The sequence below is a fragment of the Arcticibacter sp. MXS-1 genome (assembly GCF_041902385.1).
Classification (GTDB): Bacteria; Bacteroidota; Bacteroidia; order Sphingobacteriales; family Sphingobacteriaceae; genus Arcticibacter.
The window spans coordinates 624,133-644,935 of sequence record NZ_CP169244.1 but is presented as its reverse complement, the minus strand read 5'-3'; the positions used below and the strand labels follow the sequence as shown (position 1 = coordinate 644,935).

The window sequence follows — 20,803 nt, the reverse complement described above, 5'->3', positions numbered from 1 at the left end:
ATTGAAACGGGCTTCTAAAACCGGTTTGTTTATTGCCCTGCTGGTTGTGACAAGCTGGACGGTTTGCCTGTTTTTACTTCTTTCCTGGGACTTTTCCTGGGCTAACCCTCTCACTTACCTGATGGTGCTTGTTCAAATGCATTTGTATACAGGGCTGTTTATAACCGCTCATGATGGTATGCACGGTACCATATACCCCTCTGATAAGGTTAATCTCTTTGTTGGACAGCTATGCACTTTTCTTTATGCTGCGTTCAGCTTTACAAAGCTTAGAAAAAAGCATCATGAGCATCATCAATACGTCCATACCGAGAGAGACCCCGACTATAGCGATACAAGCTTCTGGCGATGGTATCTTAAATTCATAGGCGAATACGTCTCAATAGTTCAGCTGATCCTGATGGCAGTGATTTTTAACGTCCTTGCTCTGTGGTTTCCGCAAAAGAATCTGCTTTTGTTTTGGGTTACGCCTTCATTGCTAAGCACTCTGCAGCTTTTTTACTTCGGAACATGGCTGCCTCATCATGGCGAGCATAATAATGTACACCAGTCGCGTACTCTTCAAAAGAATCATCTGCTTGCTTTCCTGAGCTGTTACTTCTTTGGATACCACTACGAACACCACGAAGCGCCCGGCATTCCATGGTGGCAGCTGTGGAAAAGCAAGTAACGAAAGTATTCTAAGCGTCAAATCATTTTTAAACCTATAATCAGGCGGCTGCCTGCCATATATTTGTAAGTCTATATGAGTAAAAGAGGAATATTACTGGTGAACCTTGGTACACCCGACAGTCCCCGGGTAGGAGATGTACGTCGATATCTCGACGAGTTTTTAATGGATGAACGTGTGATCGATATCAATGCAGTGGGGAGAACCTTGCTGGTTAAAGGGATCATAGTGCCTTTCAGAGGACCGAAGTCGGCAAAGACTTATCAGAAAGTATGGAACGAGAATGGATCGCCTCTCATGTATTACAGTGTGCGGGTAAAAGACATGCTGCAGGAAAAGCTGGGAGCCGGCTATCATGTTGAACTCGGCATGCGCTATCAAAATCCTTCTATCGCATCTGCTCTTGGCAAACTTAAAGCGGCGGGCGTTAAAAGTATCAAAGTAATTCCGCTCTTTCCTCAATATGCCTCAGCAACTACCGGATCTGTTCATCAACGGGTAATGGAAGAGGTAAGCAAGTGGCAGACTATTCCCGACATCTCATTTATCAACTCCTACCATGACGCATCTGATATGCTCGACATTTATGCTGAGAACGGCCGTAAGTATAAGCCGGAGGCGTTCGATCATATTATTTTCAGCTTTCACGGACTGCCTCAGCGACAGCTCGTTAAGGCCGATGATACCAAAAGTCACTGTTTAAAGTCGGCCGACTGTTGCCGTCGTCTCACCGATGCAAACCAGTTTTGTTATTCAGCCCAGTGTCACAACACAGCAAGGCTCATTGCAGAGCGTCTGGCAATTCCAAAAGAGAAATACACCGTGACCTTTCAGTCGCGCCTCGGAAAAGATCCATGGGCGCAGCCCTACACCAGCGAGGTGATTCACGAGCTGGGTAAGAAAGGAGCGAAAAGACTGCTTGTCTTCAGTCCGGCCTTTGTGGCCGACTGCCTGGAGACGATCTATGAGATTGCCGAAGAGTACGACCTGGAGTTTAAAGCCCTGGGCGGGGAAAAGGTGCAGCTGGTAGAAAGTCTGAATGATAAGCCTGAATGGGTGGATGTCCTTGCCAGGCTTTCTGTATCGTAAGTTCAAATGAAGGTATTGGCATTGGCGCTGATTGGCCTTGGCAGTTTGCTGACGGCCTTGCACCCTCCTTCCTTGAAGAGGGTAGCGTTGTCGGGCTATGCGCAGGGGACGACTTACCATGTCACTTATTATTCCCCGGATAGTATGGTCACTTCGAAGGAGCTTGAAGGCCTCCTGGCCTCTCTCGACAGTTCCCTTTCCATTTATAAATCATACTCCCTGATCTCCCGCTTCAACAATGCCCCGAGGGGAGTCAGGGTAGATGAGCATCTCCGGGCTGTAGTGGTGCGTTCTCTTCAGATCACGAAGGAGACCTCGGGGATATTTGACATCACGATACAGCCGCTGGTGCAGGCCTGGGGTTTCGGTGTTAAGAACGCAGATGCGTTGCCTGATTCTTCACGTGTGAGAGAACTGATGCACTGTACCGGATCTTCAGGCCTGACGCTGAAAGGCGACAGCCTGGTCAAGAAGATGCCCTGTCTCACTATTGATGTAAACGGCATTGCGCAGGGATATAGCGTCGACGTTCTGTGCCACTACCTGGAGGCAAAGGGGATCGTTAATTACCTCGTTGAGATAGGAGGCGAAGTAAGAGTAAAGGGGCAAAAGCAACCAGAAGGGAAGCCCCTGACGATTGGAATAGAGGGCCCTGCTGACGACTGGAATGCTGAGCCCTTGCAGAAAATTGTGGAATTAAGAGAGGGAGCCATCACCACCTCCGGAAACTACCGGAAGTATTATCAGCAGGGGAAACATCGCATTTCGCACCTGATTGACGCCAGGACGGGTTTCCCTATTGAGAACGAACTGATAAGCGCGACTGTTTGGGCAAAGGATGCGATTACCGCGGATGGCCTGGATAACGCCATGATGGCACTGGGACTAACTGAGGCGCTGGCATTCGCACGGAAACGCCATGATATGGAATTGTACCTCATTTACCGGAAGAGCGACGGCACTGTAGCCGACACAGCCTCGGCCGGATTTTATAAGATGATCAGGCAAGTCCCAGCTTCAGACCCGCAATAAAGCCGAGAATTACTCCTGTAGCACCTTTATTGTTTTTTACGAAATCGCCGGCAGCTTTACCCGCCGCCTTGCGCACCGCATCGTCCTGCAGTCGAAGCAAAGTCTGCTCCAATTCCGTTGCGTTGCTGATTGAATATCCGCCTCCGTTTTTAATCAGAGCTTTGGCTTCAAGGAACTTGTGGTAGTTGGGTCCAAAGATGACGGGGATACCAAACGCTGCCGCCTCCAGGGTGTTGTGTATACCTACGCCAAAGCCGCCGCCAATGAAGGCGATATGGCCATACTGGTACAAGGCGGAGAGCATTCCTATATTGTCAATAATAAGAACACGTGTGTTAGGAACAGCAACGGAAGTGACTTTAGAGTATCTGACGGAGCTTTGCTGCGGAAGCATCGCTTCCAGTGCTTTTATTTTTTCGTCTTTTATTTCATGCGGAGCAATGACAAACTTCCAGTCAGGATAGGACTTTACCACGCCCGCGATCAGTTTCTCATCCTCTGGCCAGGTACTTCCGGCAATAAAGACGGGTGACCCTGAACAGAAAGATTCTACCTGAGCAAATTGTTTAGGTGCGGCGGCATTCTCAGCCACCCGGTCGAAGCGGGTGTCGCCGCTTATAGTAGCGTTTTTCAAGCCTATACTGTTCAGCAGCTCTATGCTTGATGCGTCCTGCACAAAAAAGTGGGTAACAAAACGGAGTGTTGTTCTGTTAAAGCTTCCATACCATTTAAAGAACGGCTGATCTTTTCGGAAAATAGCCGATATGACGAGCAGTGGAATGCTGTTGCGCTGCAGTGTCTTGAAATAATGGAACCAGTATTCGTATTTCGTAAAGACTGCAAGCTTCGGATTTGTTAATTCAATAAAACGTTCGGCGTTAGAAGCAGTATCGATCGGCAGATAAAAGACATGATCTGCAAGTGCATAGTTTTTTCGAAGCTCGTAGCCCGAAGGGGAAAAGAACGTAATGATGATCCCTTCAGACGGGTATTGCTTTTTAAGGTGCTCCAGTACAGGCCTGCCTTGCTCAAATTCTCCAAGGGAGGCGAAGTGAAACCAGATATGCTGCCTGGACGGGTCAACTTTAGCTTTTATGATCTCGAAAATATCCTTTCTTCCTGCTACCCATTGGCGGGCCTTGGGGTTGAAGAATTGAGCGACGTGCAGGAGCACGTTGTAAAGTTTAATACCCAAGTTATACAGAAATACCATATAATTGCTATTATTTTTGGATTGCCGAAGTTACTTGTAAATATTTCAAAAAGTACATCCAAAAAAATAAAGATCCGGAGTGTAGGTGGCGTGGTTGTTCAGGGAGCACCTGGGCAGAAACCAATAAGGGCCCTGCGTATAGAGCATAGTCGTTTATATCTGCTCTCAATGCCAGACGTCTATGGTGTGATCCTGGCTGATACCTGATAGAAAAAAAGCCTGCAGACCTTGATCGCTTCGTTACAATTAAAAAGAAAATACTCAAATGAAAATTGCCGTAGTAGGTACAGGCTATGTAGGTTTGGTAACCGGAACATGCCTATCAGAAACAGGGAATGAGGTAACCTGTGTGGATATTAATCAGGAGAAGGTCGAAAAGATGAACCGGGGCGAAATGCCGATCTATGAGCCGGGTCTTGAGATCCTGTTCTACCGGAACATTGCCCAGCGCCGGCTTGATTTCACATCCGACCTGGGAGCAGCCATCAAGGATGCAAAGATTATCTTTCTGGCCCTTCCCACGCCTCCGGGAGGAGACGGGTCGGCTGATCTGAGCTATGTATTGGGAGCCGCCAAAGATATAGCAAAGCTCATCACCGGTTATAAGGTGGTGGTAACCAAATCAACAGTACCAGTTGGCACAGCAGACAAGGTGAAAGCCGTGTTTAAAGAGCATACGGATGTGGAAGTGGATGTAGTATCCAACCCCGAGTTCCTGCGGGAAGGGGTAGCCGTGGAAGACTTCATGAAGCCCGACCGGGTGGTAGTAGGAACCCAAAGCGAGCGGGCACGCAAGCTGATGGAAGAGCTTTACGCACCTTATGTACGCTCAGGGAACCCGATCATCTTTATGGATGAGCGTTCATCTGAGCTGACTAAATATGCAGCCAACTCCTTCCTGGCTACCAAGATAACCTTCATGAACGAAGTAGCGAACCTATGTGAGCGGGTAGGAGCAGATGTAGACATGGTGAGGAAAGGAATAGGCGCTGATGCACGTATCGGCAAGCGCTTTCTGTTCCCGGGGGTAGGCTATGGAGGCAGCTGTTTCCCTAAAGACGTACAGGCGTTGGCTAAATCAGCGGCAGAAGCAGATTATAACTTCAGCATTCTGGAGTCAGTCATGGCGGTGAATGAAAAGCAGAAGACAGTGATCGTAGAGAAGATGCGCAAGTACTACAAGGGCGACCTGAAAGGGAAGAAGTTTGCCTTATGGGGACTTGCCTTTAAGCCCGAGACCGATGACATCCGGGAAGCTCCGGCCCTGTACATCATTGACGAGTTGCTGAAAGACGGAGCAGAAGTGGTAGCGTATGATCCGGAAGCGATGGAGAACGTGAAAAAGGTGAAGGGAGATGCCATCAGCTATGCAACAGATCCCTACAGTGCATTGGAAGGGGCCGATGCCCTGATCATTGTAACGGAATGGTCGTTGTTCCGCACGCCCGACTTTAACAAGATGGAAGCTGCCCTGAAGGCGCGGGTCATCTTTGATGGAAGGAACCTGTATGACCTGCACCGGATGGTTGAATGCGGATTCTATTATAACAGTATAGGAAGACAAACAATAGGAGCATAATGTCCAGAAAACGAATTCTGATAACAGGAGCCGCCGGGTTCCTGGGGTCACATCTGTGTGACCGGTTCATCAAGGAAGATTTCCATGTCATCGCGATGGATAACCTGATCACAGGCGACCTTCGTAACATCGAGCACCTGTTTCCGCTGGAGAACTTCGAGTTTTACAATCACGATGTATCGAAGTTTGTGCATGTATCAGGCAAGCTGGATTATATTCTTCACTTTGCATCGCCGGCCAGTCCGATTGATTACCTGAAGATTCCGATCCAGACGCTGAAAGTGGGTTCATTGGGAATCCACAACCTGCTGGGACTGGCAAAAGACAAGGGAGCGAGGATCCTGATTGCCTCTACTTCGGAGGTATACGGAGATCCCAATGTGAACCCTCAGCCCGAAGAATACTGGGGGAATGTGAACCCGGTAGGACCAAGAGGAGTATACGATGAGGCCAAGCGCTTCCAGGAAGCCATGACCATGGCCTACCATACCTTCCACGGACTGGAGACCCGTATTGTGAGGATCTTTAATACCTACGGTCCCAGAATGCGACTGAACGACGGGCGGGTACTGCCAGCCTTCATTGGACAGGCTATCCGGGGAGAAGACCTGACGGTGTTCGGCGATGGAAGTCAGACCCGCTCCTTCTGCTATGTGGATGACCTGATCGAGGGGATCTACCGGCTGCTGTTCTCTGACTATGCTTACCCGGTGAATATCGGGAATCCTGATGAGATCACCATCCGGGAGTTCGGGGAGGAGATCATCAGGCTGACCGGCACCAAACAAAAGCTGATCACGAAGCCGCTGCCCGTCGACGATCCCAAACAAAGAAGACCGGATATTACCAAGGCCAGGGAGATCCTGGGATGGGAACCCAAGGTATCAAGGGCAGAAGGGTTGAAGATCACTTACGAATACTTCAAATCTCTTCCAAAGGATGTGATTGAGAAAATTGAACACAAAGATTTTACCAGCTATAACAAATAATATGAGCAAGATTTTAGTAACCGGAGGAACCGGCTATATCGGATCACACACAGTTGTCGAGCTTCAGAAAGCAGGCTACGACGTGGTAATTGTTGACAACCTGGATAACTCAAGTATTGGAATACTTGAACAGATCACTAAAATAACAGGGATTAAACCCGACTTCCATCAGATTGACCTCTGTGAAGAGGCGAAGGTAAAAGAACTGATCAGCAATAACCCCGATATTTCTGGTGTCATTCACTTTGCCGCGCACAAGGCCGTGGGCGAGTCTGTGCAATATCCTCTGAAGTACTACCGCAATAATTTCTTTTCGCTAATCAATCTGCTTTCCGCTTTTACAGGAAGAGACGTCAATTTTGTCTTTTCGTCATCCTGCACCGTTTACGGTCAGCCCGATAAATTGCCCGTAACCGAAGAAGCACCAGTAAAAAAGGCAGAGTCTCCATACGGAAACACGAAGCAGATAGCAGAAGAAATTCTTTCAGAGAGCGCTGCTGTAAATGCCAACTACCACGTCATTTCACTGCGGTACTTTAATCCGGTAGGAGCGCATGAGTCAGCTCTCATTGGCGAGTTGCCTATTGGCGTGCCACAGAACCTAGTTCCTTTTATTACCCAGAGTGCCATTGGCAAACGTGGAGCAATCACGGTATATGGAAGCGACTACAACACGCCCGATGGTAGTTGCGTGCGCGATTATATTCATGTGGTGGACCTTGCGAAAGCTCATATTGCAGCTTTGAAGCGACAGGAATCAGGAAAGATGGCTTCTAATTACGAGATTTTTAACATAGGAACCGGAAAGGGAAGTTCGGTGCTGGAAGTGATCAATGCCTTTGAAAAGAGCACGGGAGTGAAATTGGACTATAAGATTGGGGAGCGCCGCGCCGGAGATGTTGAACAGGTGTGGGGAGACGTTTCAAAAGCAGAGAAGGAACTTAACTGGAAGGCCGGGCTGGGTCTTGAAGATATGATGAGGTCTGCATGGGCCTGGGAGAAGTATATTAACGAAAATCCCCTGTAATAAAGGAATGTCCCGAATGATCAGCACGTTCGGGACATTAGCATATACAATACATGAAGAAGTTTTTAATTACCGGAGGAGCCGGTTTTATCGGATCGCACGTCGTAAGACGCTTCGTTAATACCTATCCTGATTATAATATTGTCAACCTCGATAAACTAACTTATGCCGGTAACCTGGCTAACTTAAAGGACCTCGAAGACAAGCCGAACTACCGGTTCGTAAAGGGTGATATCGTTGACCAGCAGTTTATTGATGAACTGTTTGAAACGGAACAGTTTGATGCAGTGATCCACCTGGCAGCAGAATCACACGTAGACCGTTCAATAACAAACCCGATCGAGTTCGTGCTTACCAATGTAGTAGGGACGGTGAACCTCCTCAACTCTGCCCGCAAATTCTGGAAAGGCCGTTATGAGGAATGCCGTTTTTACCATGTGTCCACTGATGAGGTTTACGGAACGCTGGGTGAGGATGGTCTGTTTACCGAAGAAACGCCCTACGATCCCCACAGCCCCTACTCCGCGTCGAAGGCCAGCTCCGACCACTTTGTAAGGGCCTACCATGATACATACGGCTTAAATACCGTCATCTCCAATTGCTCGAATAATTACGGCTCTTATCATTTTCCCGAGAAGCTGATCCCCCTTGCCATCAATAATATTAAGAACAGCAAGGCGGTGCCTGTCTACGGAAAAGGAGAGAACGTGCGCGACTGGCTTTGGGTGGAGGATCACGCTCGTGCCATTGACGTAGTATTTCACAAGGCCAGGGCTGGTGATACCTATAACATAGGAGGGCATAACGAGTGGAAGAACATTGATCTCATCCGCTTGCTTTGCCGGATCATGGATCGTAAGCTTGGCCGGGCCGAAGGCACTTCAGAAAAGCTCATCACGTTCGTAACAGACCGTGCAGGCCATGATCTCCGCTACGCAATAGATTCTACCAAACTTCAGCGCGAATTAGGCTGGTCTCCCAGTCTGCAGTTTGAGGAAGGCCTTGAGAAAACGGTAGACTGGTACCTGGCCAATGAGGAGTGGCTCAATAACGTTACCTCCGGGAAGTATCAGGAATATTATAGTCAGCAATACAAGCTTTAACGGAGAAACAGGCAGCATAGCGCGTAATCAATGCCGCGTGCTATGCTGCTTATTCATATCGAAGCGCTTCTACCGGATCAAGTCGCGAAGCTTTGGATGCAGGATAAATTCCAGAAATAATACCCACCGAGATACAAATAATAATGCCTAAAGTCATCCAGGCCCAGGGGATGATGAAACTTGCTTTGAGAAACATCGCTACAAGGTTCCCAATCATAATCCCCAGAATTATTCCTACAAGTCCCCCGATCAGGCAGATCACGATCGCCTCCAGAAGAAACTGTTGCCTGATAATGGCTGGAGTACCGCCTATTGCTTTTCTGATACCAATTTCTTTGGTGCGTTCTGTTACCGAGACTAACATGATGTTCATTAAGCCAATGGAGGCTCCGATCAGTGTAACCAGTGCAATTACAATCGCGGCAATTGTAACCCATTTGATATTCTCCAGCAAGGTCTGAACAATGGCATCACTCTTCGTGATCTCGAAGTTGTCGCCCATGCCGGCCTTTAAACCTCTTATATTTCTGAAAAGAGATGTTGCTTCACCAATAGCAGCTTCGTTTTGTTCAGGCGTTGCAGCCATCACCGTAATCGTGTATGAAGGCTCATCGGCCGACATCAGCTGCCTGGCCTTCACCAAAGGGATCACACACATCTTGTCTCCGCCAAACCCTGCACCGGCTCCCTTTTCCTTAAACAGCCCGATGATGCGAAACTTTGTACCGCCTATCAGGAGCGACTTGTCAATTGGGTCGGTATTTGGAAACAGACTCGTCTTGATCTCATTTCCAATGATCACCACGTTGGTGCCATAGTCCACTTCGTTCATTGAGAAATTCCGGCCTCCTGCAAGTTCAAAGCCCCCTGTCGCGATATAGTTTTCGTCTCCGCCTAACACAGCGATGTTCGGATTGGTTTTCTTGCTCCCATATTTCACAGTGGCGTTCCTGGAGGCGAAGGCGTTCACCGATACCGTGGCCGGGAAAGTGAATTGTCTCTTAAAAGCGATCGCTTGCCTGAAGGTAATGGAGACATAATGCTTTGCGCGTTGTCCTTCTCCTCCCACTCTGATACCAAGACCCCGGTTACGGATCGTGAACGAGTTCGCGCCCATTCTGGAAAAGGTATTGTTGAGCGAGCTTTTCATGGCGTCTATCGACGTCAAAATGCCTACCAGGGCCGTTAATCCGATCGCTATGATCGCAGCGGTAAGGAAGGTCCGTAGTTTGTTGCTTTTGACAGATTGCAGAGCAACCCTGACATTTTCTTTATAGCTCTTGCTGATGGCCATGCCTAAAAGTAGTAATTCCTGCTGATTTAGAGCAGAGCGGCCAGAAAATGTTACAGCAACGTTCGTGGTACCATAAACTATTGCATTTGCAGCTTAGAGGGTAAAACGTCGGCGCGCATTCTGGGTAAGCTTCCCGGGTAGTTCTTTTCAATATACTTAATAAGATTTTCTCTCACGTAGCATCTCAGATCAAAGGCGTCCCCAGAGTTTTTCGCGCTCATCAAAGCTCTCAATTCAATTGTTCTGTCTTTTGCATCTGTCACCTGAAGGGTGTTAACACGGCCGTCCCACAGGGAAGTACCGGAGAGGAGCCGTGTCAGCTCGGCTCGTATTTCGTCCACAGGAACGCTGTAATCCATATATAGAAACACGGTTCCCAGAATGTCAGACGACTTTCTTGTCCAGTTCTGAAAAGGGTTGTTGATGAAATAACTGATGGGAAGTATCAACCGGCGCTGGTCCCATATTTGGAGGACAACGTAGGTGAGCGTGATCTCCTCAACGCGTCCCCATTCTCCCTCTACAACCAGAACGTCATCAATACGCAGAGGTTGGGTGAAGGCGATCTGGAAACCGGCAAGCAGGTTACCCAGCGACTGTTGCGCGGCAAATCCTACAATCGTAGCCCCTATCGCCACCCCTCCAAGTAACCCGGTGCCCAGCTTTCTCAGGTTTTCAAAGCTCAGCAGGATGGCCGCTATCGTCAGGATGACGATAAGGGCTACTACCAGCTGCCTGATGTACTGGAGCTGCGTTCTGATCCTTCTTGCTTTAAGGTTATTATCCCTGTGGATGTCGTAAACATGATACACTACTGCCTCAAAGATGCGGATGGTGTTAATGAGCATGGCCGCAAACGAAATAGTAAGACTGATCTCTATCAGCCTGTCGAAATTATGAAGTTCCAGTTTGTCCAGCCTCAGGTAAGGCATCAGGATGTTGATCATGACCAGGGGGAGAAAATACCCTGAAGGCCCATGAAGGTGCTTGCTGATCTCGTTAAAAAGATAGAAGTTACTTCGCTGGTAATTGAACAACAGGAACTTGCGCACAATGAAGCGGATCAGCAAGCCCGCTGCGATAGCTGCTAGCAAGAGTAAAGCGTTCCAGAGAAGATCCGGGAGATGTTCAAAAAAGGCAAACCAGTTTCTCGTCATAATTCAATAGCTTTAAAAGTCTACCGAATGAACAACGTAGTGTCCTTTTTGATTGGTTCAAGTAACGGCAGCAGCCTTACTGAGGTAGTTTGCTTCTCAAAACCCCGTAGAAGAAGGTCCCCAGCAGGGCTCCGGCGATAACAATAAGGAAGGAAAGAAATCCATATCCCAGGTTTACGAATATGGGGCCTGGGCATGCCCCTGTTAAAGCCCAGCCCAACCCAAAAATAGTTCCGCCAAGAAGGTAATTCTTCCAGCCTTTTCTCTTATCGGGAATAAGAATGGGTGCTCCGTGTATATCCTTCAGCTTAAACTTTTTTATCGTTTGGACGATCAGGATCCCGCACAATACGGCTACCCCGATAACGCCATACATATGGAACGACTGGAATCTGAACATTTCCTGAATCCGGTACCAGGAGATTGCTTCTGATTTCGTCATGACCACCCCGAATACAATGCCAAGTAAAACAAAGCGAATACCTTTCATATCAAAAAATCAGTGGAAAAATAAGATGGGTCATTAGCAGCCCCCCGATAAAGAAGCCGATCACGGCGATCAGTGAAGGAAGCTGAAGAGCAGACAAGCCGCTTATGGCATGGCCTGATGTGCACCCTCCGGCGTAACGGGTTCCGAAACCTACAAGGAGACCCCCTGCCAGCAAGAGAAGTGCTTTGGGTACGGTCAACGCATCAAGGGCAAACAACTGAGCGGGTTGGAGCTCTCCATCGAACTGAATGCCAAGCTGATGGAGGTCGTTTACTGTTGCGGGGGAAAGAGCGATCGGTTCCGGCGACCGAAGCCAGACAGACGAAATAAAGCCTCCCAGGATCGCACCAATAAGGAACAGCAGGTTCCATAACTGGTCTCTCCAGTTGAATGAGAAGAAGTCTGACACCTTTCCGGCGCCGCAAAGTGCGCATATGGTCCTTAAATTGGAAGAAAAGCCAAATGTCCTGCCTGAAAAAAGCAGCGCTCCCATAATAAGAGCGATGACGGCTCCCGAGACAAACCAGGGCCAGGGCTGCGAAATAAGTTGAAGTAAAGTGCTCATAGTAATTTCACTGCAAAGATTTCAATTGTGCGGGTTAATGTGTGTGACTATTGTCACCGGAAGGAAGACAGGTATTCGATATAGTTCCGCTGCAAAACTACCTTCTCGTCCTGTTCCATTTTTTTCAGGAGCCGGGAAATAACTTCCCTGGAAGTGCTTAAATCGGTTGCGATCTCCTGATGGGTAATGCGGAGCTGATTGCTTGCCAGATTTTTACATTGTTTCTCTATGTAGGCCTCCAGCCGTTCGTCCATACTCTTAAAAGCGATGCTGTCTATTACTGATAGCAGCTCTTCCATGCGGGTTCGGTAAGACTCGAGTACAAAATAGTACCAGGATTTATAGTTACGCATCAGGTCATCCATCAGTTGAATGGGGAGTGTTAATGCCAGAGAGGATTCTACTGCTTTCGCCATAATCTGGCTCGTCTGCTGCCTGGTTGCGCAGATCAGCGACAGCGCACATGCATTTCCGGGCTCCAGATAATAGATAAAGAATTCGCCGCCGTCCGGGCCCTCCCGGTACACTTTTACCCTGCCTTCCAGCAAAAGGATCGTAGAGCGGAAGTACTGCCCTGTTTCCATCAGGATCTCGCCGCTGCCGAAGGAGCGCAGGCTGCCATATTGTATGAGCTGTTCCCTCAATGCCGGCTCAAACAGGGCGAAGAGATTATTCACGTAATGGGCACTGTCTTTCAAGTCTGCGTCTTTTCGATGTTCCTGCGTCATAAAATAAAAAAACTGAATGTGATTAAAGTTACATTTTAGGCCGGATATACTTCTTTTCTTTGGATCATATTATTGATCCGTATGAAATTACCATGTGCGCTTCACAAAACGGAAATGGAAGAAACTTGCTGCACAGGACCGTTTCATTGCATAAAAAATAGATTATACTGATGAAATACTTGATTGTTGGAGGTGTTGCCGGAGGTGCAAGCACCGCTGCCAGACTGAGAAGGCTCGACGAAAAGTCGGAAATCATCATGTTCGAGAAAAGCGACTATATTTCTTACGCCAACTGCGGACTGCCCTATTACATAGGAGATGTCATCAAAGAGCGTAACAAGCTGCTGGTGCAGACCGCGACATCGTTCAAGAGCCGGTTTAACGCTGACGTTAGAGTAAACACGGAAGTCGTCAGAATAGATAAAGAAAATAAGAAGGTCTATGCGCGGAACCTGCAAAGCGGGGAGGAATACGCTGAAACATATGACAAGCTTGTTCTGGCTCCTGGCGCTGCCCCTGTAAGGCCCCCACTGCCTGGCATTCAGGATGAACGGATATTCACCCTTCGCAATGTTGGAGATACCGATCTCATTAAAGCATTCCTCGGCCGGAATAAAGCCAGGCGCGCAGTAGTAGTAGGTGCTGGATTTATTGGACTGGAGATGGCAGAAAACCTGGAAGGTTTAGGACTTGAGGTAACGGTTATTGAACGCGAATCTCAGATCCTGGCGCCTCTTGACCCGGCTGTTGCCGCTATTGCGCAGGCACATATCCGGGAGAAAGGCGTCCGTTTATTCCTCAGCACTTCGGTCAGTTCCTTTGAACGGGGAGAAGGAGGTCTGGTGGTGCATCTGGCAGGAGCAGAGGCAATTGAAACAGATCTCGTCATCCTGTCGGTAGGGGTGAAGCCTGATGTGCGACTTGCCGCATCAGCGGGACTGGCACTCGGAGATGGAGGAGGGATACTTGTTAATGAGTATCTTCAGACCTCTGACCAGAATATATACGCCGTAGGAGATGCAATAGAGTTTATCAACCCCATTACCGGAAAAGCCACGATAACCTACCTGGCAGGGCCAGCTAACAAACAGGGGCGCATTTGTGCATCAAACTTGGTGTTTGGCAATGTAGAAGAGTATAAAGGTGCCATCAATACCGCCATTGTGAAGGTTTTCGACATGACGGTAGGGATAGCAGGCCCCGCAACGAAGCACCTTGAAAGGGAGGGTATCATCCATCTCGTATCAACAACTCACAGCGGCTCCCATGCCGGATATTACCCTGGTGCAAAATCCATGACCATTCAGATCGCATTTGCTCCCGGCACAGGAAAGCTGTTGAGTGCACAGGTAGCGGGCTATGAAGGGACTGACAAGCGCCTCGACGTATTGGCTCTCGTTATCAAAAACAAAGGGACGATCTATGACCTCATGGAGTTTGAGCATGCCTACGCTCCTCCCTTCTCTTCCGCAAAGGATCCGGTGAACATTGCTGGCTTTGTAGCCGAGAACATTCTGGTCGGAAAGATGAAGCCTTTTTATACCAGAGAGCTTCCTGAGCTTCCGGAAGGCGCGTTCCTGCTTGACGTGCGAAGCAACGGCGAGTTTGAGCAGGGGCACATGCCGCAGGCAGTAAATATTCCGGTTGACGAGCTGCGCAGCCGACTGGCGGAGCTTCCTGTCGGGAAGCCGATCTACGTGTACTGTCAGATCGGACTGAGAGGGTACCTGGCACAGCGTATCCTGATGCAGAACGGCTTCAAGGAAACCTACAACCTGTCGGGTGGATACACCTCCTGGAAGATATGCCAGGCCGAGGGCTTCTGCGCTGAGCTGCAGGAGCACTAATGTGTCCCAATAGGTCGCTCCTCTTTGCTCAGCTCATGTATTTAAGAGCCTCTTTGGCTGCTACCTGTCCCGATATAATGGCAGGTGGCACCCCTGGCCCCGGAATAGTCAGTTGTCCGGTGAATAAGAGGTTTTGAACCTTCTTTGACCTTAGCTTAGGCTTCAGGAAGGCCGTCTGCATGAGTGTGTTGGCAAGTCCGTAGGCATTGCCCTTGAATGAGTGGTAATCGCTCACAAAGTCATTGATGGCATAGTCTCTCTTTAGGACAATAGCATCGCGTATGTTTTCTCCGGTAACGGACTGAAGTCTGTTCATGAGCAGTTCGAAGTAGTTGTCGCGGGTTTCCTGCCTGTCTTCCAGTCCCGGAGCAATAGGGATGAGAAAGAACAGGTTCTCATGGCCGGCAGGCGCTACTGTTGGATCTGTTTTCGATGGACAGCATAGATAGAACAGCGGCTTTTCGGGCCAGCGGGGATTCGAATATATTTCTTCAGAATGCCGCTCAAAATCCTCATCGAAAAATAAATTATGATGCCGGATGCCTTCCACTTTTCGGTTTACGCCTATGTAGAAAAGAAGGGACGAAGGTGATAACGTTCGTTTATTCCAATACGCAGGCGAATAATTCCTGTAAGGCACGTCCAGAAGCGTTTGATCCGTGTGTTCATAATCGGCATTAGAAATAACGAAGTCGCACTCGAACCTGCCCTGTGTCGTCTCCAGTCCTGTTGCTCTGCCCTCTCTTACCACTATTTGCTGCACTTCTGTATTCAGCCGGAAGACAGCACCCTGCTCTTTAGCTATGCTCGTCATCGCTTTTACAATCTCATTCATGCCTCCTTTAGGGTACCATGTTCCTAATGCCAGATCAGCATAGTTCATCAGGCTATAAAGTGCGGGAGTAGTTTTCGCGGTGCCGCCCAGGAACAAAACAGGAAACTCGAGCAGCTTCACCAGCCTGGGGTTTCTGAAGAACTTGCTGATGTGATTACGCATGCTGGTGTACATCTGCAACTTAAAGCTCGCTGCCAGAAGCTTGATATCTGCGTACTCGGCGATAGAGTGGGAGGGGCGGAATACAAAATCCCCCATGCCTGTTTCGTATTTATAGGCCGCCTGGCTAAGGAACTCGTCCAGTCCTGCCGCCGATCCCTCTTCCATCTCCTCAAACATCGATTTAAGCGCCTGCATATCGCCGGGAACGTCATTGAACTCGTCCTTGCCCCAATAGATCCTGTAGGAGGGATCCAGTCGTTCCAGCTGGTAGAAGTCGGACGCGGTGCGGTTGAACTGCCTGTAAAAGTTTTCAAACACATCGGGCATCCAGTACCAGCTCGGTCCCATATCGAAGCGGAATCCATCCTTTTCCCATATCCGTGCCCGCCCGCCCGGCTGATCATTCTTTTCGAAAATGGTAACTTCATGGCCTGCTTTTGCAAGCATAGAGGCAGCAGAAAGGCCTGCAAACCCGGAACCGATAACAGCAATGCGTTTTTTTTCATCAGAAGGAAGTGCAACAGTAATTAACTACCGGCTATAAAAGTATTTTTTTATTTGTGATCTCGTAACAGCCCGCGTATGTTTTCACGCATAAAGGCGTCGATAGTCGAGTCGATAAAAAGGGGAAAGGACTCACCCGGCGACTCATCAGGAGATAAAAGGCAGTCATGTTGTCGGGAATAGCACGACTGGCACCTCTTCCGATAGTACGGCGAGTGCTTAAGCGTTCGCGCCATCATGCCGCCGGAGAAGTGGCGAGTTCTTTCAGCAATGACGCTACACGGTTTGCGAAAACACTTGAGGCGTTAAGTTTGTATTTTGCGTATCTTTATTACTCTTGCTTGCTCATGAACATAAAACCACAGATTCTCCTTATTTTCTTAACGGCTATGTTCCTGCTTCCTCTCGTTTCGTCGGCTTTCGATCTGCAGCGAGTGAGGCGCGAGTTTTATGCAGCGGTCAATGATAAGAAGTCTGCAGAGGCCCTTCACAAACAACTGTCGTCCATCAAATCTTCAGATCCTTTGTTCATTGCCTATTATGGCTCTGCAAAAGCGGTGATGGCAAAGCATGCCTGGAACCCTTACCGGAAGCTTGACTATCTGAAGAGTGGACTGCAGTATATTGAGGACGCCGTTCGCCGCAGTCCTGATAATCTGGAAATTCGCTTTCTGAGGTTCAGTATTGAATACTACCTGCCATCTTTTCTGGGCATGAGCAAGCATCTGGACGAGGACGGAAAGAAGATGCTGGGACTGATTGAATCGAACCGGGCAGGAATAGACGATCCGGTCTTGCTGAAAAATATTGTCGATTTTTTGAAAAAAAGCGGACGGTACAACGCACGCGAGCTCGCTGCTCTCAACGGAGGGGGCAAAAATGAATAGCCATTATACGTATCTCCTGATCAATTTCCTGACTGTCTTTTTTCCCGTCGTGTTATCGTTCGACAAGCGGGTCCAATTTTATAAAAGCTGGAAGTATATTTTTCCGGGACTGCTTCTGACAGGAGTCTCTTTCCTCGTGTGGGATTATCTGTTTACCATTTACGACGTCTGGTCGTTCAATCCCGACTATGTTATAGGCGTGTATTTTCTGAACCTGCCTCTCGAGGAGATCCTGTTCTTTATCACAGTCCCTTTTGCCTGTATATTTATCTATGCATGTCTGAATTATTATGTGAAGCGGGATTTGCTGAAGAACGTATCGACGCCAATAGTGGCAATGCTCGCTCTTCTGTCGCTGGGGCTGTTAGTGGCCTATTACGACCGTGTGTATACGCTGATCACCTTCTCTCTTTTGCTGGTCACCAGTATCTACATAGGGTGGAAGCGGCCGGCTTACATCGGACGATTCCTGCTCGCTTACATCGTTTCCCTGCTGCCCTTTTACATCGTCAACGGCGTTCTCACGGCGCTGCCTGTCGTGATATACAACGATGCGCAGAATGTGGGGTTAAGAGTCGGGACAGTTCCCTTTGAAGATCATTTCTATTCCTTTGTGATGCTGTATTTCAACATCGCTTTCTTTGAATATTTCAGACAGAAGAAGGGAGCTGTACGTGCATAGGGAAGAGAAAGAGTATACCCGCTCACAACTCGGCCTGCGCAACGGACAGGATAAACCAGAGATCTGGGTGGCCTGTAACGGGATCATATATGATGTATCGGAGAGTCGCCTCTGGCGGAATGGAAAGCATTACGAACACTGGGCAGGCCAGGATCTTAGTGAAGAGCTGATGGACGCGCCGCATTCAGAAAAAGTATTTGCGCGCTTCGCCGTCGTAGGAAGACTGAAGAAGTAAAGAGACCCGCGGGCTGCAAGGTTTATGAGTGGTTTTTAATAGCAGAACAGGTCAGAGCTGAATAGATCGGAATAAAATAACATTGCTGGAGAAAGGCAGCCGGCTTTGTTTGTCAGCTGCCTTCCTGCAACCAGGCTTATTCAATTATAAAGCTGCTTAGCTTGACAAATTCCTTAACTCTTTCCGCGATCTTATCATTGCTGAGGTCAATGAGGCCTTCTGTGCCAAACTTTTCAACACAAAAAGATGCGAGAGCGGAGCCATAAATAATTGCATTCTTCATGTTGTTAAAGTTGATGGTGCCGACCTTAGATAAATACCCGATGAATCCGCCTGCAAAAGTATCTCCAGCCCCGGTAGGATCGAAAACTTCCGCAAGGGGAAGAGCGGGTGCCGAGAAGATCTGTTCCTGGTCGAACAGAAGGGCGCCATGTTCACCTTTCTTAATGATCAGATAGCGGGGGCCCATTTGAAGGATTTTTCTGGCTGCTTTTACAAGTGAATATTCACCTGAAAGCTGTCTCGCCTCCGCGTCGTTGATAGTCAGAACATCGACCATCTTCAGTGTTTCCAGAAGGTCCGGCAGGGCTACGTCCATCCAGAAGTTCATCGTGTCAAGCACAACCAGCTTCGGCCTTTCACGCAGACGCTTAATGGTAGTCTGTTGGATCTGGGGTGTCAGGTTTCCAAGAAGAAGGAATTCGCAGTCCTGGTAAGATTCGGGGATCTGAGGGTCAAAATCGGCGAGCACGTTCAGCTCTGTCGCCAATGTGTCGCGGCTGTTCATGTCCGTATGGTACTTCCCAGCCCAGAAGAAAGACTTCTCTCCCTGTTTTACCTGTAAGCCTTCTGTATCTATTCCGTGGTTTCGAAGTATTGCGATATTGTCCTGCCCGAAGTCGTCACCCACCACGCTCACTATTTTAACCTTGTCGTAAAAGTAGGATGCTGCCAGTCCTGCATAAGTAGCCGCACCGCCCACAATTTTATCTGTTTTCCCAAACGGGGTTTCTATAGCGTCGAAGGCTACAGTACCGGTAATTACTAAGCTCATAAATTTTAAAAAAAACTTTAGGCAAATATTGCATAAATAAATTTAAATCCCGAATATTGCAGTCCCAAAACACAGCAGTGCTGTTTAGCTAAAAGCGGGCAGTAAAGCAAAATAACCGGGTAAAAAGATTCCTGAGTAGCTCAGCCGGTTAGAGCATCTGACTGTTAATCAGAGGGTCGCTGGTTCGAGCCCAGCCTCAGGAGCCCAGAGAAAGCCGCAAGAGAGATCTTAGCGGCTTTTTTTTATTACCCCGATACCGGGCCAGGCCGCACGGGCAGGATTCAAAAAAGGATCTGGACCAAAATCTGTGGACTAAGCAAATAATTTCATGAGTCTGAAGAGGAAAAAATTAACATTTCCTACCCCTCGGTACTGAGCTCTGAAAGCCTTAATTTTGGCATTGAAAGATTCGGCTGAAGCGTTTGTACTTCGGTTATCAAAGTAGTTCAAGATATTGTTGTGGTGGAGATTGATGGTTCTGGCAATGGTATTAAAAGATTTAAAGCCGGATTGCTCCACCTTCTCGTTCCACCGGGCCAGTCTTGCAAAGGCGTAGAGCTTATCTTTGGTGTTGCTGAATATCCAGGATAAGCCCCGGGTTAGCTGATAAGCTTTTTCCAGGGAAGGATATCGTTCAAAGAGCAAGGAAGCCCGCTCTGCCTGTTCAGCACTCCAGTTTTGTTGGTCCTTGTAGAGCAGATAGCGGCTTCTGGCCAGTAACTGCTTCAAGGTATCGCCATTGGATAGTATTTCAGGTGAATAGTTTGTTTTAGTTGCTTTGGCTTCTTCCAGAGCCTGATTCTCTGCATCAATGGCTTCCCAGCGGTATTTGATCCGTATTTCCTGTAGCGCTTCTGTGGCTAACTGCTGCACATGAAAGCGATCAATGACCTGAGAGGCGAAAGGAAAGCACTTTTTAGCGATCAAACTCATGTTACCAGCCAGATCCAAGGTGATCTCTCTGACCTTATTACGAAGTCTTTGGGGGATCTTTTGAAGCAGTGGAATGATGTTCTCCGAACGGGTACCTTCCATAATAGCAACCAGAGTGCCCTTTTTGCCTCTAGCTTCTTTATTGGTGACCACCGTATAGAGCTCACCCTGGGAAAGACTGGTCTCATCTATAGAGAGATAAGGACCGATGTTCTGTGGGAAGATCAAGCCTTTACGGGCATCGGTACGGTGCTCCCAATTCTTGTATTCACTGAGTTGATCGCGATAATAGCGCTGCAGCTTCTTGCCTTTGATCCCGTAAAAGGAGGCGATCGTCTGCAGACTATGTGGCTGGTATCGACTGATTGCTTTTAAAAAAGCCGCGAAATCACTGGTGATCCGCGTTCCTATTGCTACAACATTCCAATCTCGGTGAACGACCTTACCTGTGTCCAGATTCCACCATCTACGTCGCTTAACATGCAAATACACTTCCTGTCCCCGTATGGGAAAGTCCTGCAGAATCACTTCATCAAAGAAGCCTTTGGAGAGTAACTTGTTGGTCTTATATTCTACCGGAATGGAGTTGATCTCTTCCAGGTAAATATGAATCCCGGTAGTGTCTTTTTTGTGATCTGTCAATTGGAAATAATCGGATACCCCTTCAGGGATAATCAAGGGAAGTAGGGCTTTAAACGACTCGTGCATCTATCTAATTTCTGCACGCT

The 20,803-nt window shown here is 48.3% G+C and carries 20 protein-coding genes and 1 tRNA gene; 12 read left to right on the top strand and 9 right to left on the bottom strand.

Features of this window, described 5'->3' with window-relative positions; genetic code table 11:
* Window position 1: 1 nt before the first annotated feature.
* The 3 genes from ACES2C_RS02680 to ACES2C_RS02670 all read left to right on the top strand — a co-directional run bounded on the left by ACES2C_RS02680 (window position 2) and on the right by ACES2C_RS02670 (window position 2,791).
* A complete protein-coding gene (locus tag ACES2C_RS02680) occupies window positions 2-670 on the top strand; it encodes a fatty acid desaturase (protein WP_374165478.1) in 669 nt (222 codons plus the stop codon).
* A 75-nt stretch (window positions 671-745) separates the two neighbouring features.
* A complete protein-coding gene (hemH, locus tag ACES2C_RS02675; RefSeq protein WP_374165477.1) occupies window positions 746-1,759 on the top strand; it encodes a ferrochelatase in 1,014 nt (337 codons plus the stop codon).
* Between the two features lie 6 nt (window positions 1,760-1,765).
* Window positions 1,766-2,791 carry an FAD:protein FMN transferase gene (locus ACES2C_RS02670; protein ID WP_374165476.1) on the top strand — a complete coding sequence of 342 codons (1,026 nt, stop codon included), beginning with the start codon at window positions 1,766-1,768 and terminating at the stop codon, window positions 2,789-2,791.
* Here ACES2C_RS02670 and ACES2C_RS02665 read toward each other — a convergent pair.
* Window positions 2,760-4,004 carry a 3-deoxy-D-manno-octulosonic acid transferase gene (locus ACES2C_RS02665; protein ID WP_374165475.1) on the bottom strand — a complete coding sequence of 415 codons (1,245 nt, stop codon included), beginning with the start codon at window positions 4,002-4,004 and terminating at the stop codon, window positions 2,760-2,762. The genes ACES2C_RS02670 and ACES2C_RS02665 overlap by 32 nt on opposite strands.
* Window positions 4,005-4,269: 265 nt before the next feature.
* Here ACES2C_RS02665 and ACES2C_RS02660 point away from each other — a divergent pair, with 265 nt between their 5' ends.
* From ACES2C_RS02660 to rfbB, 4 genes are read left to right on the top strand one after another with little or no spacing between them, the layout of a single operon-like run.
* Window positions 4,270-5,583 carry a UDP-glucose/GDP-mannose dehydrogenase family protein gene (locus ACES2C_RS02660; protein WP_374165474.1) on the top strand — a complete coding sequence of 438 codons (1,314 nt, stop codon included), beginning with the start codon at window positions 4,270-4,272 and terminating at the stop codon, window positions 5,581-5,583.
* Window positions 5,583-6,572: a UDP-glucuronic acid decarboxylase family protein gene (locus ACES2C_RS02655; protein WP_374165473.1), complete on the top strand. Its 990-nt coding sequence runs from the start codon at window positions 5,583-5,585 to the stop codon at window positions 6,570-6,572. The genes ACES2C_RS02660 and ACES2C_RS02655 overlap by 1 nt, the downstream gene beginning before the upstream one ends.
* A gap of 1 nt (window position 6,573) precedes the next feature.
* Complete coding sequence (gene galE / locus ACES2C_RS02650; RefSeq protein WP_374165472.1) at window positions 6,574-7,599, top strand: UDP-glucose 4-epimerase GalE; 1,026 nt, start codon at window positions 6,574-6,576, stop codon at window positions 7,597-7,599.
* A 53-nt stretch (window positions 7,600-7,652) separates the two neighbouring features.
* Window positions 7,653-8,702: a dTDP-glucose 4,6-dehydratase gene (gene rfbB / locus ACES2C_RS02645; RefSeq protein WP_374165471.1), complete on the top strand. Its 1,050-nt coding sequence runs from the start codon at window positions 7,653-7,655 to the stop codon at window positions 8,700-8,702.
* Between the two features lie 49 nt (window positions 8,703-8,751).
* Here the strand turns inward: rfbB and ACES2C_RS02640 are convergent, their stop codons facing one another.
* The 5 genes from ACES2C_RS02640 to ACES2C_RS02620 form a co-directional block, all read right to left on the bottom strand.
* Window positions 8,752-9,996, bottom strand: a complete 1,245-nt coding sequence (locus tag ACES2C_RS02640; RefSeq protein WP_374165470.1) for an ABC transporter permease — start codon at window positions 9,994-9,996, stop codon at window positions 8,752-8,754.
* A gap of 77 nt (window positions 9,997-10,073) precedes the next feature.
* Window positions 10,074-11,153 (bottom strand): mechanosensitive ion channel family protein, encoded by a 1,080-nt coding sequence (locus ACES2C_RS02635; protein ID WP_374165469.1) that lies wholly within the window; start codon window positions 11,151-11,153, stop codon window positions 10,074-10,076.
* 76 nt (window positions 11,154-11,229) lie between these two features.
* Window positions 11,230-11,643: a DUF6691 family protein gene (locus ACES2C_RS02630; protein ID WP_374165468.1), complete on the bottom strand. Its 414-nt coding sequence runs from the start codon at window positions 11,641-11,643 to the stop codon at window positions 11,230-11,232.
* 1 nt (window position 11,644) lies between these two features.
* On the bottom strand, window positions 11,645-12,208 hold the full coding sequence (locus ACES2C_RS02625; protein ID WP_374165467.1) for a YeeE/YedE family protein: 564 nt from the start codon (window positions 12,206-12,208) through the stop codon (window positions 11,645-11,647).
* Window positions 12,209-12,261: 53 nt separating this feature from the next.
* A complete protein-coding gene (locus tag ACES2C_RS02620) occupies window positions 12,262-12,936 on the bottom strand; it encodes a Crp/Fnr family transcriptional regulator (protein WP_374165466.1) in 675 nt (224 codons plus the stop codon).
* Between the two features lie 170 nt (window positions 12,937-13,106).
* Between ACES2C_RS02620 and ACES2C_RS02615 the strand changes: the two genes are divergently transcribed.
* Complete coding sequence (locus ACES2C_RS02615; protein ID WP_374165465.1) at window positions 13,107-14,783, top strand: FAD-dependent oxidoreductase; 1,677 nt, start codon at window positions 13,107-13,109, stop codon at window positions 14,781-14,783.
* A gap of 28 nt (window positions 14,784-14,811) precedes the next feature.
* On the opposite strand, the gene ACES2C_RS02610 is transcribed toward ACES2C_RS02615, so the two are convergent.
* Window positions 14,812-16,263, bottom strand: coding sequence for a phytoene desaturase family protein (locus tag ACES2C_RS02610; RefSeq protein ID WP_374166895.1), 1,452 nt, complete (start codon window positions 16,261-16,263; stop codon window positions 14,812-14,814).
* A 188-nt stretch (window positions 16,264-16,451) separates the two neighbouring features.
* Between ACES2C_RS02610 and ACES2C_RS02605 the strand changes: the two genes are divergently transcribed.
* Genes ACES2C_RS02605 through ACES2C_RS02595 form a run of 3 tightly spaced genes read left to right on the top strand, consistent with a single transcriptional unit; the run spans window position 16,452 to window position 18,088 of the window.
* Window positions 16,452-17,171: a hypothetical protein gene (locus ACES2C_RS02605; RefSeq protein WP_374165464.1), complete on the top strand. Its 720-nt coding sequence runs from the start codon at window positions 16,452-16,454 to the stop codon at window positions 17,169-17,171.
* Window positions 17,164-17,853, top strand: coding sequence for a lycopene cyclase domain-containing protein (locus tag ACES2C_RS02600; RefSeq protein ID WP_374165463.1), 690 nt, complete (start codon window positions 17,164-17,166; stop codon window positions 17,851-17,853). The genes ACES2C_RS02605 and ACES2C_RS02600 overlap by 8 nt, the downstream gene beginning before the upstream one ends.
* Window positions 17,813-18,088, top strand: coding sequence for a cytochrome b5 domain-containing protein (locus tag ACES2C_RS02595; RefSeq protein ID WP_374165462.1), 276 nt, complete (start codon window positions 17,813-17,815; stop codon window positions 18,086-18,088). The genes ACES2C_RS02600 and ACES2C_RS02595 overlap by 41 nt, the downstream gene beginning before the upstream one ends.
* A gap of 136 nt (window positions 18,089-18,224) precedes the next feature.
* On the opposite strand, the gene ACES2C_RS02590 is transcribed toward ACES2C_RS02595, so the two are convergent.
* Window positions 18,225-19,142 carry a PfkB family carbohydrate kinase gene (locus tag ACES2C_RS02590; RefSeq protein WP_374165461.1) on the bottom strand — a complete coding sequence of 306 codons (918 nt, stop codon included), beginning with the start codon at window positions 19,140-19,142 and terminating at the stop codon, window positions 18,225-18,227.
* Between the two features lie 129 nt (window positions 19,143-19,271).
* Between ACES2C_RS02590 and ACES2C_RS02585 the strand changes: the two genes are divergently transcribed.
* Window positions 19,272-19,345 (top strand) — tRNA-Asn (locus tag ACES2C_RS02585).
* A 109-nt stretch (window positions 19,346-19,454) separates the two neighbouring features.
* Here ACES2C_RS02585 and ACES2C_RS02580 read toward each other — a convergent pair.
* Window positions 19,455-20,783 carry a transposase gene (locus tag ACES2C_RS02580; protein ID WP_374165460.1) on the bottom strand — a complete coding sequence of 443 codons (1,329 nt, stop codon included), beginning with the start codon at window positions 20,781-20,783 and terminating at the stop codon, window positions 19,455-19,457.
* Window positions 20,784-20,803: the final 20 nt, after the last annotated feature.

Excerpts from the sequence above, each read along its gene's own strand:
- hemH (WP_374165477.1), top strand. The coding sequence starts at position 746 with ATGAGTAAAAGAGGAATATTACTGGTGAACCTTGGTACACCCGACAGT.
- ACES2C_RS02670 (WP_374165476.1), top strand. The coding sequence starts at position 1,766 with ATGAAGGTATTGGCATTGGCGCTGATTGGCCTTGGCAGTTTGCTGACG.
- ACES2C_RS02665 (WP_374165475.1), bottom strand. The coding sequence starts at position 4,004 with ATGGTATTTCTGTATAACTTGGGTATTAAACTTTACAACGTGCTCCTG.
- ACES2C_RS02660 (WP_374165474.1), top strand. The coding sequence starts at position 4,270 with ATGAAAATTGCCGTAGTAGGTACAGGCTATGTAGGTTTGGTAACCGGA.
- ACES2C_RS02655 (WP_374165473.1), top strand. The coding sequence starts at position 5,583 with ATGTCCAGAAAACGAATTCTGATAACAGGAGCCGCCGGGTTCCTGGGG.
- galE (WP_374165472.1), top strand. The coding sequence starts at position 6,574 with ATGAGCAAGATTTTAGTAACCGGAGGAACCGGCTATATCGGATCACAC.
- rfbB (WP_374165471.1), top strand. The coding sequence starts at position 7,653 with ATGAAGAAGTTTTTAATTACCGGAGGAGCCGGTTTTATCGGATCGCAC.
- ACES2C_RS02640 (WP_374165470.1), bottom strand. The coding sequence starts at position 9,996 with ATGGCCATCAGCAAGAGCTATAAAGAAAATGTCAGGGTTGCTCTGCAA.
- ACES2C_RS02635 (WP_374165469.1), bottom strand. The coding sequence starts at position 11,153 with ATGACGAGAAACTGGTTTGCCTTTTTTGAACATCTCCCGGATCTTCTC.
- ACES2C_RS02630 (WP_374165468.1), bottom strand. The coding sequence starts at position 11,643 with ATGAAAGGTATTCGCTTTGTTTTACTTGGCATTGTATTCGGGGTGGTC.
- ACES2C_RS02625 (WP_374165467.1), bottom strand. The coding sequence starts at position 12,208 with ATGAGCACTTTACTTCAACTTATTTCGCAGCCCTGGCCCTGGTTTGTC.
- ACES2C_RS02620 (WP_374165466.1), bottom strand. The coding sequence starts at position 12,936 with ATGACGCAGGAACATCGAAAAGACGCAGACTTGAAAGACAGTGCCCAT.
- ACES2C_RS02615 (WP_374165465.1), top strand. The coding sequence starts at position 13,107 with ATGAAATACTTGATTGTTGGAGGTGTTGCCGGAGGTGCAAGCACCGCT.
- ACES2C_RS02605 (WP_374165464.1), top strand. The coding sequence starts at position 16,452 with ATGTTGTCGGGAATAGCACGACTGGCACCTCTTCCGATAGTACGGCGA.
- ACES2C_RS02600 (WP_374165463.1), top strand. The coding sequence starts at position 17,164 with ATGAATAGCCATTATACGTATCTCCTGATCAATTTCCTGACTGTCTTT.
- ACES2C_RS02590 (WP_374165461.1), bottom strand. The coding sequence starts at position 19,142 with ATGAGCTTAGTAATTACCGGTACTGTAGCCTTCGACGCTATAGAAACC.
- ACES2C_RS02580 (WP_374165460.1), bottom strand. The coding sequence starts at position 20,783 with ATGCACGAGTCGTTTAAAGCCCTACTTCCCTTGATTATCCCTGAAGGG.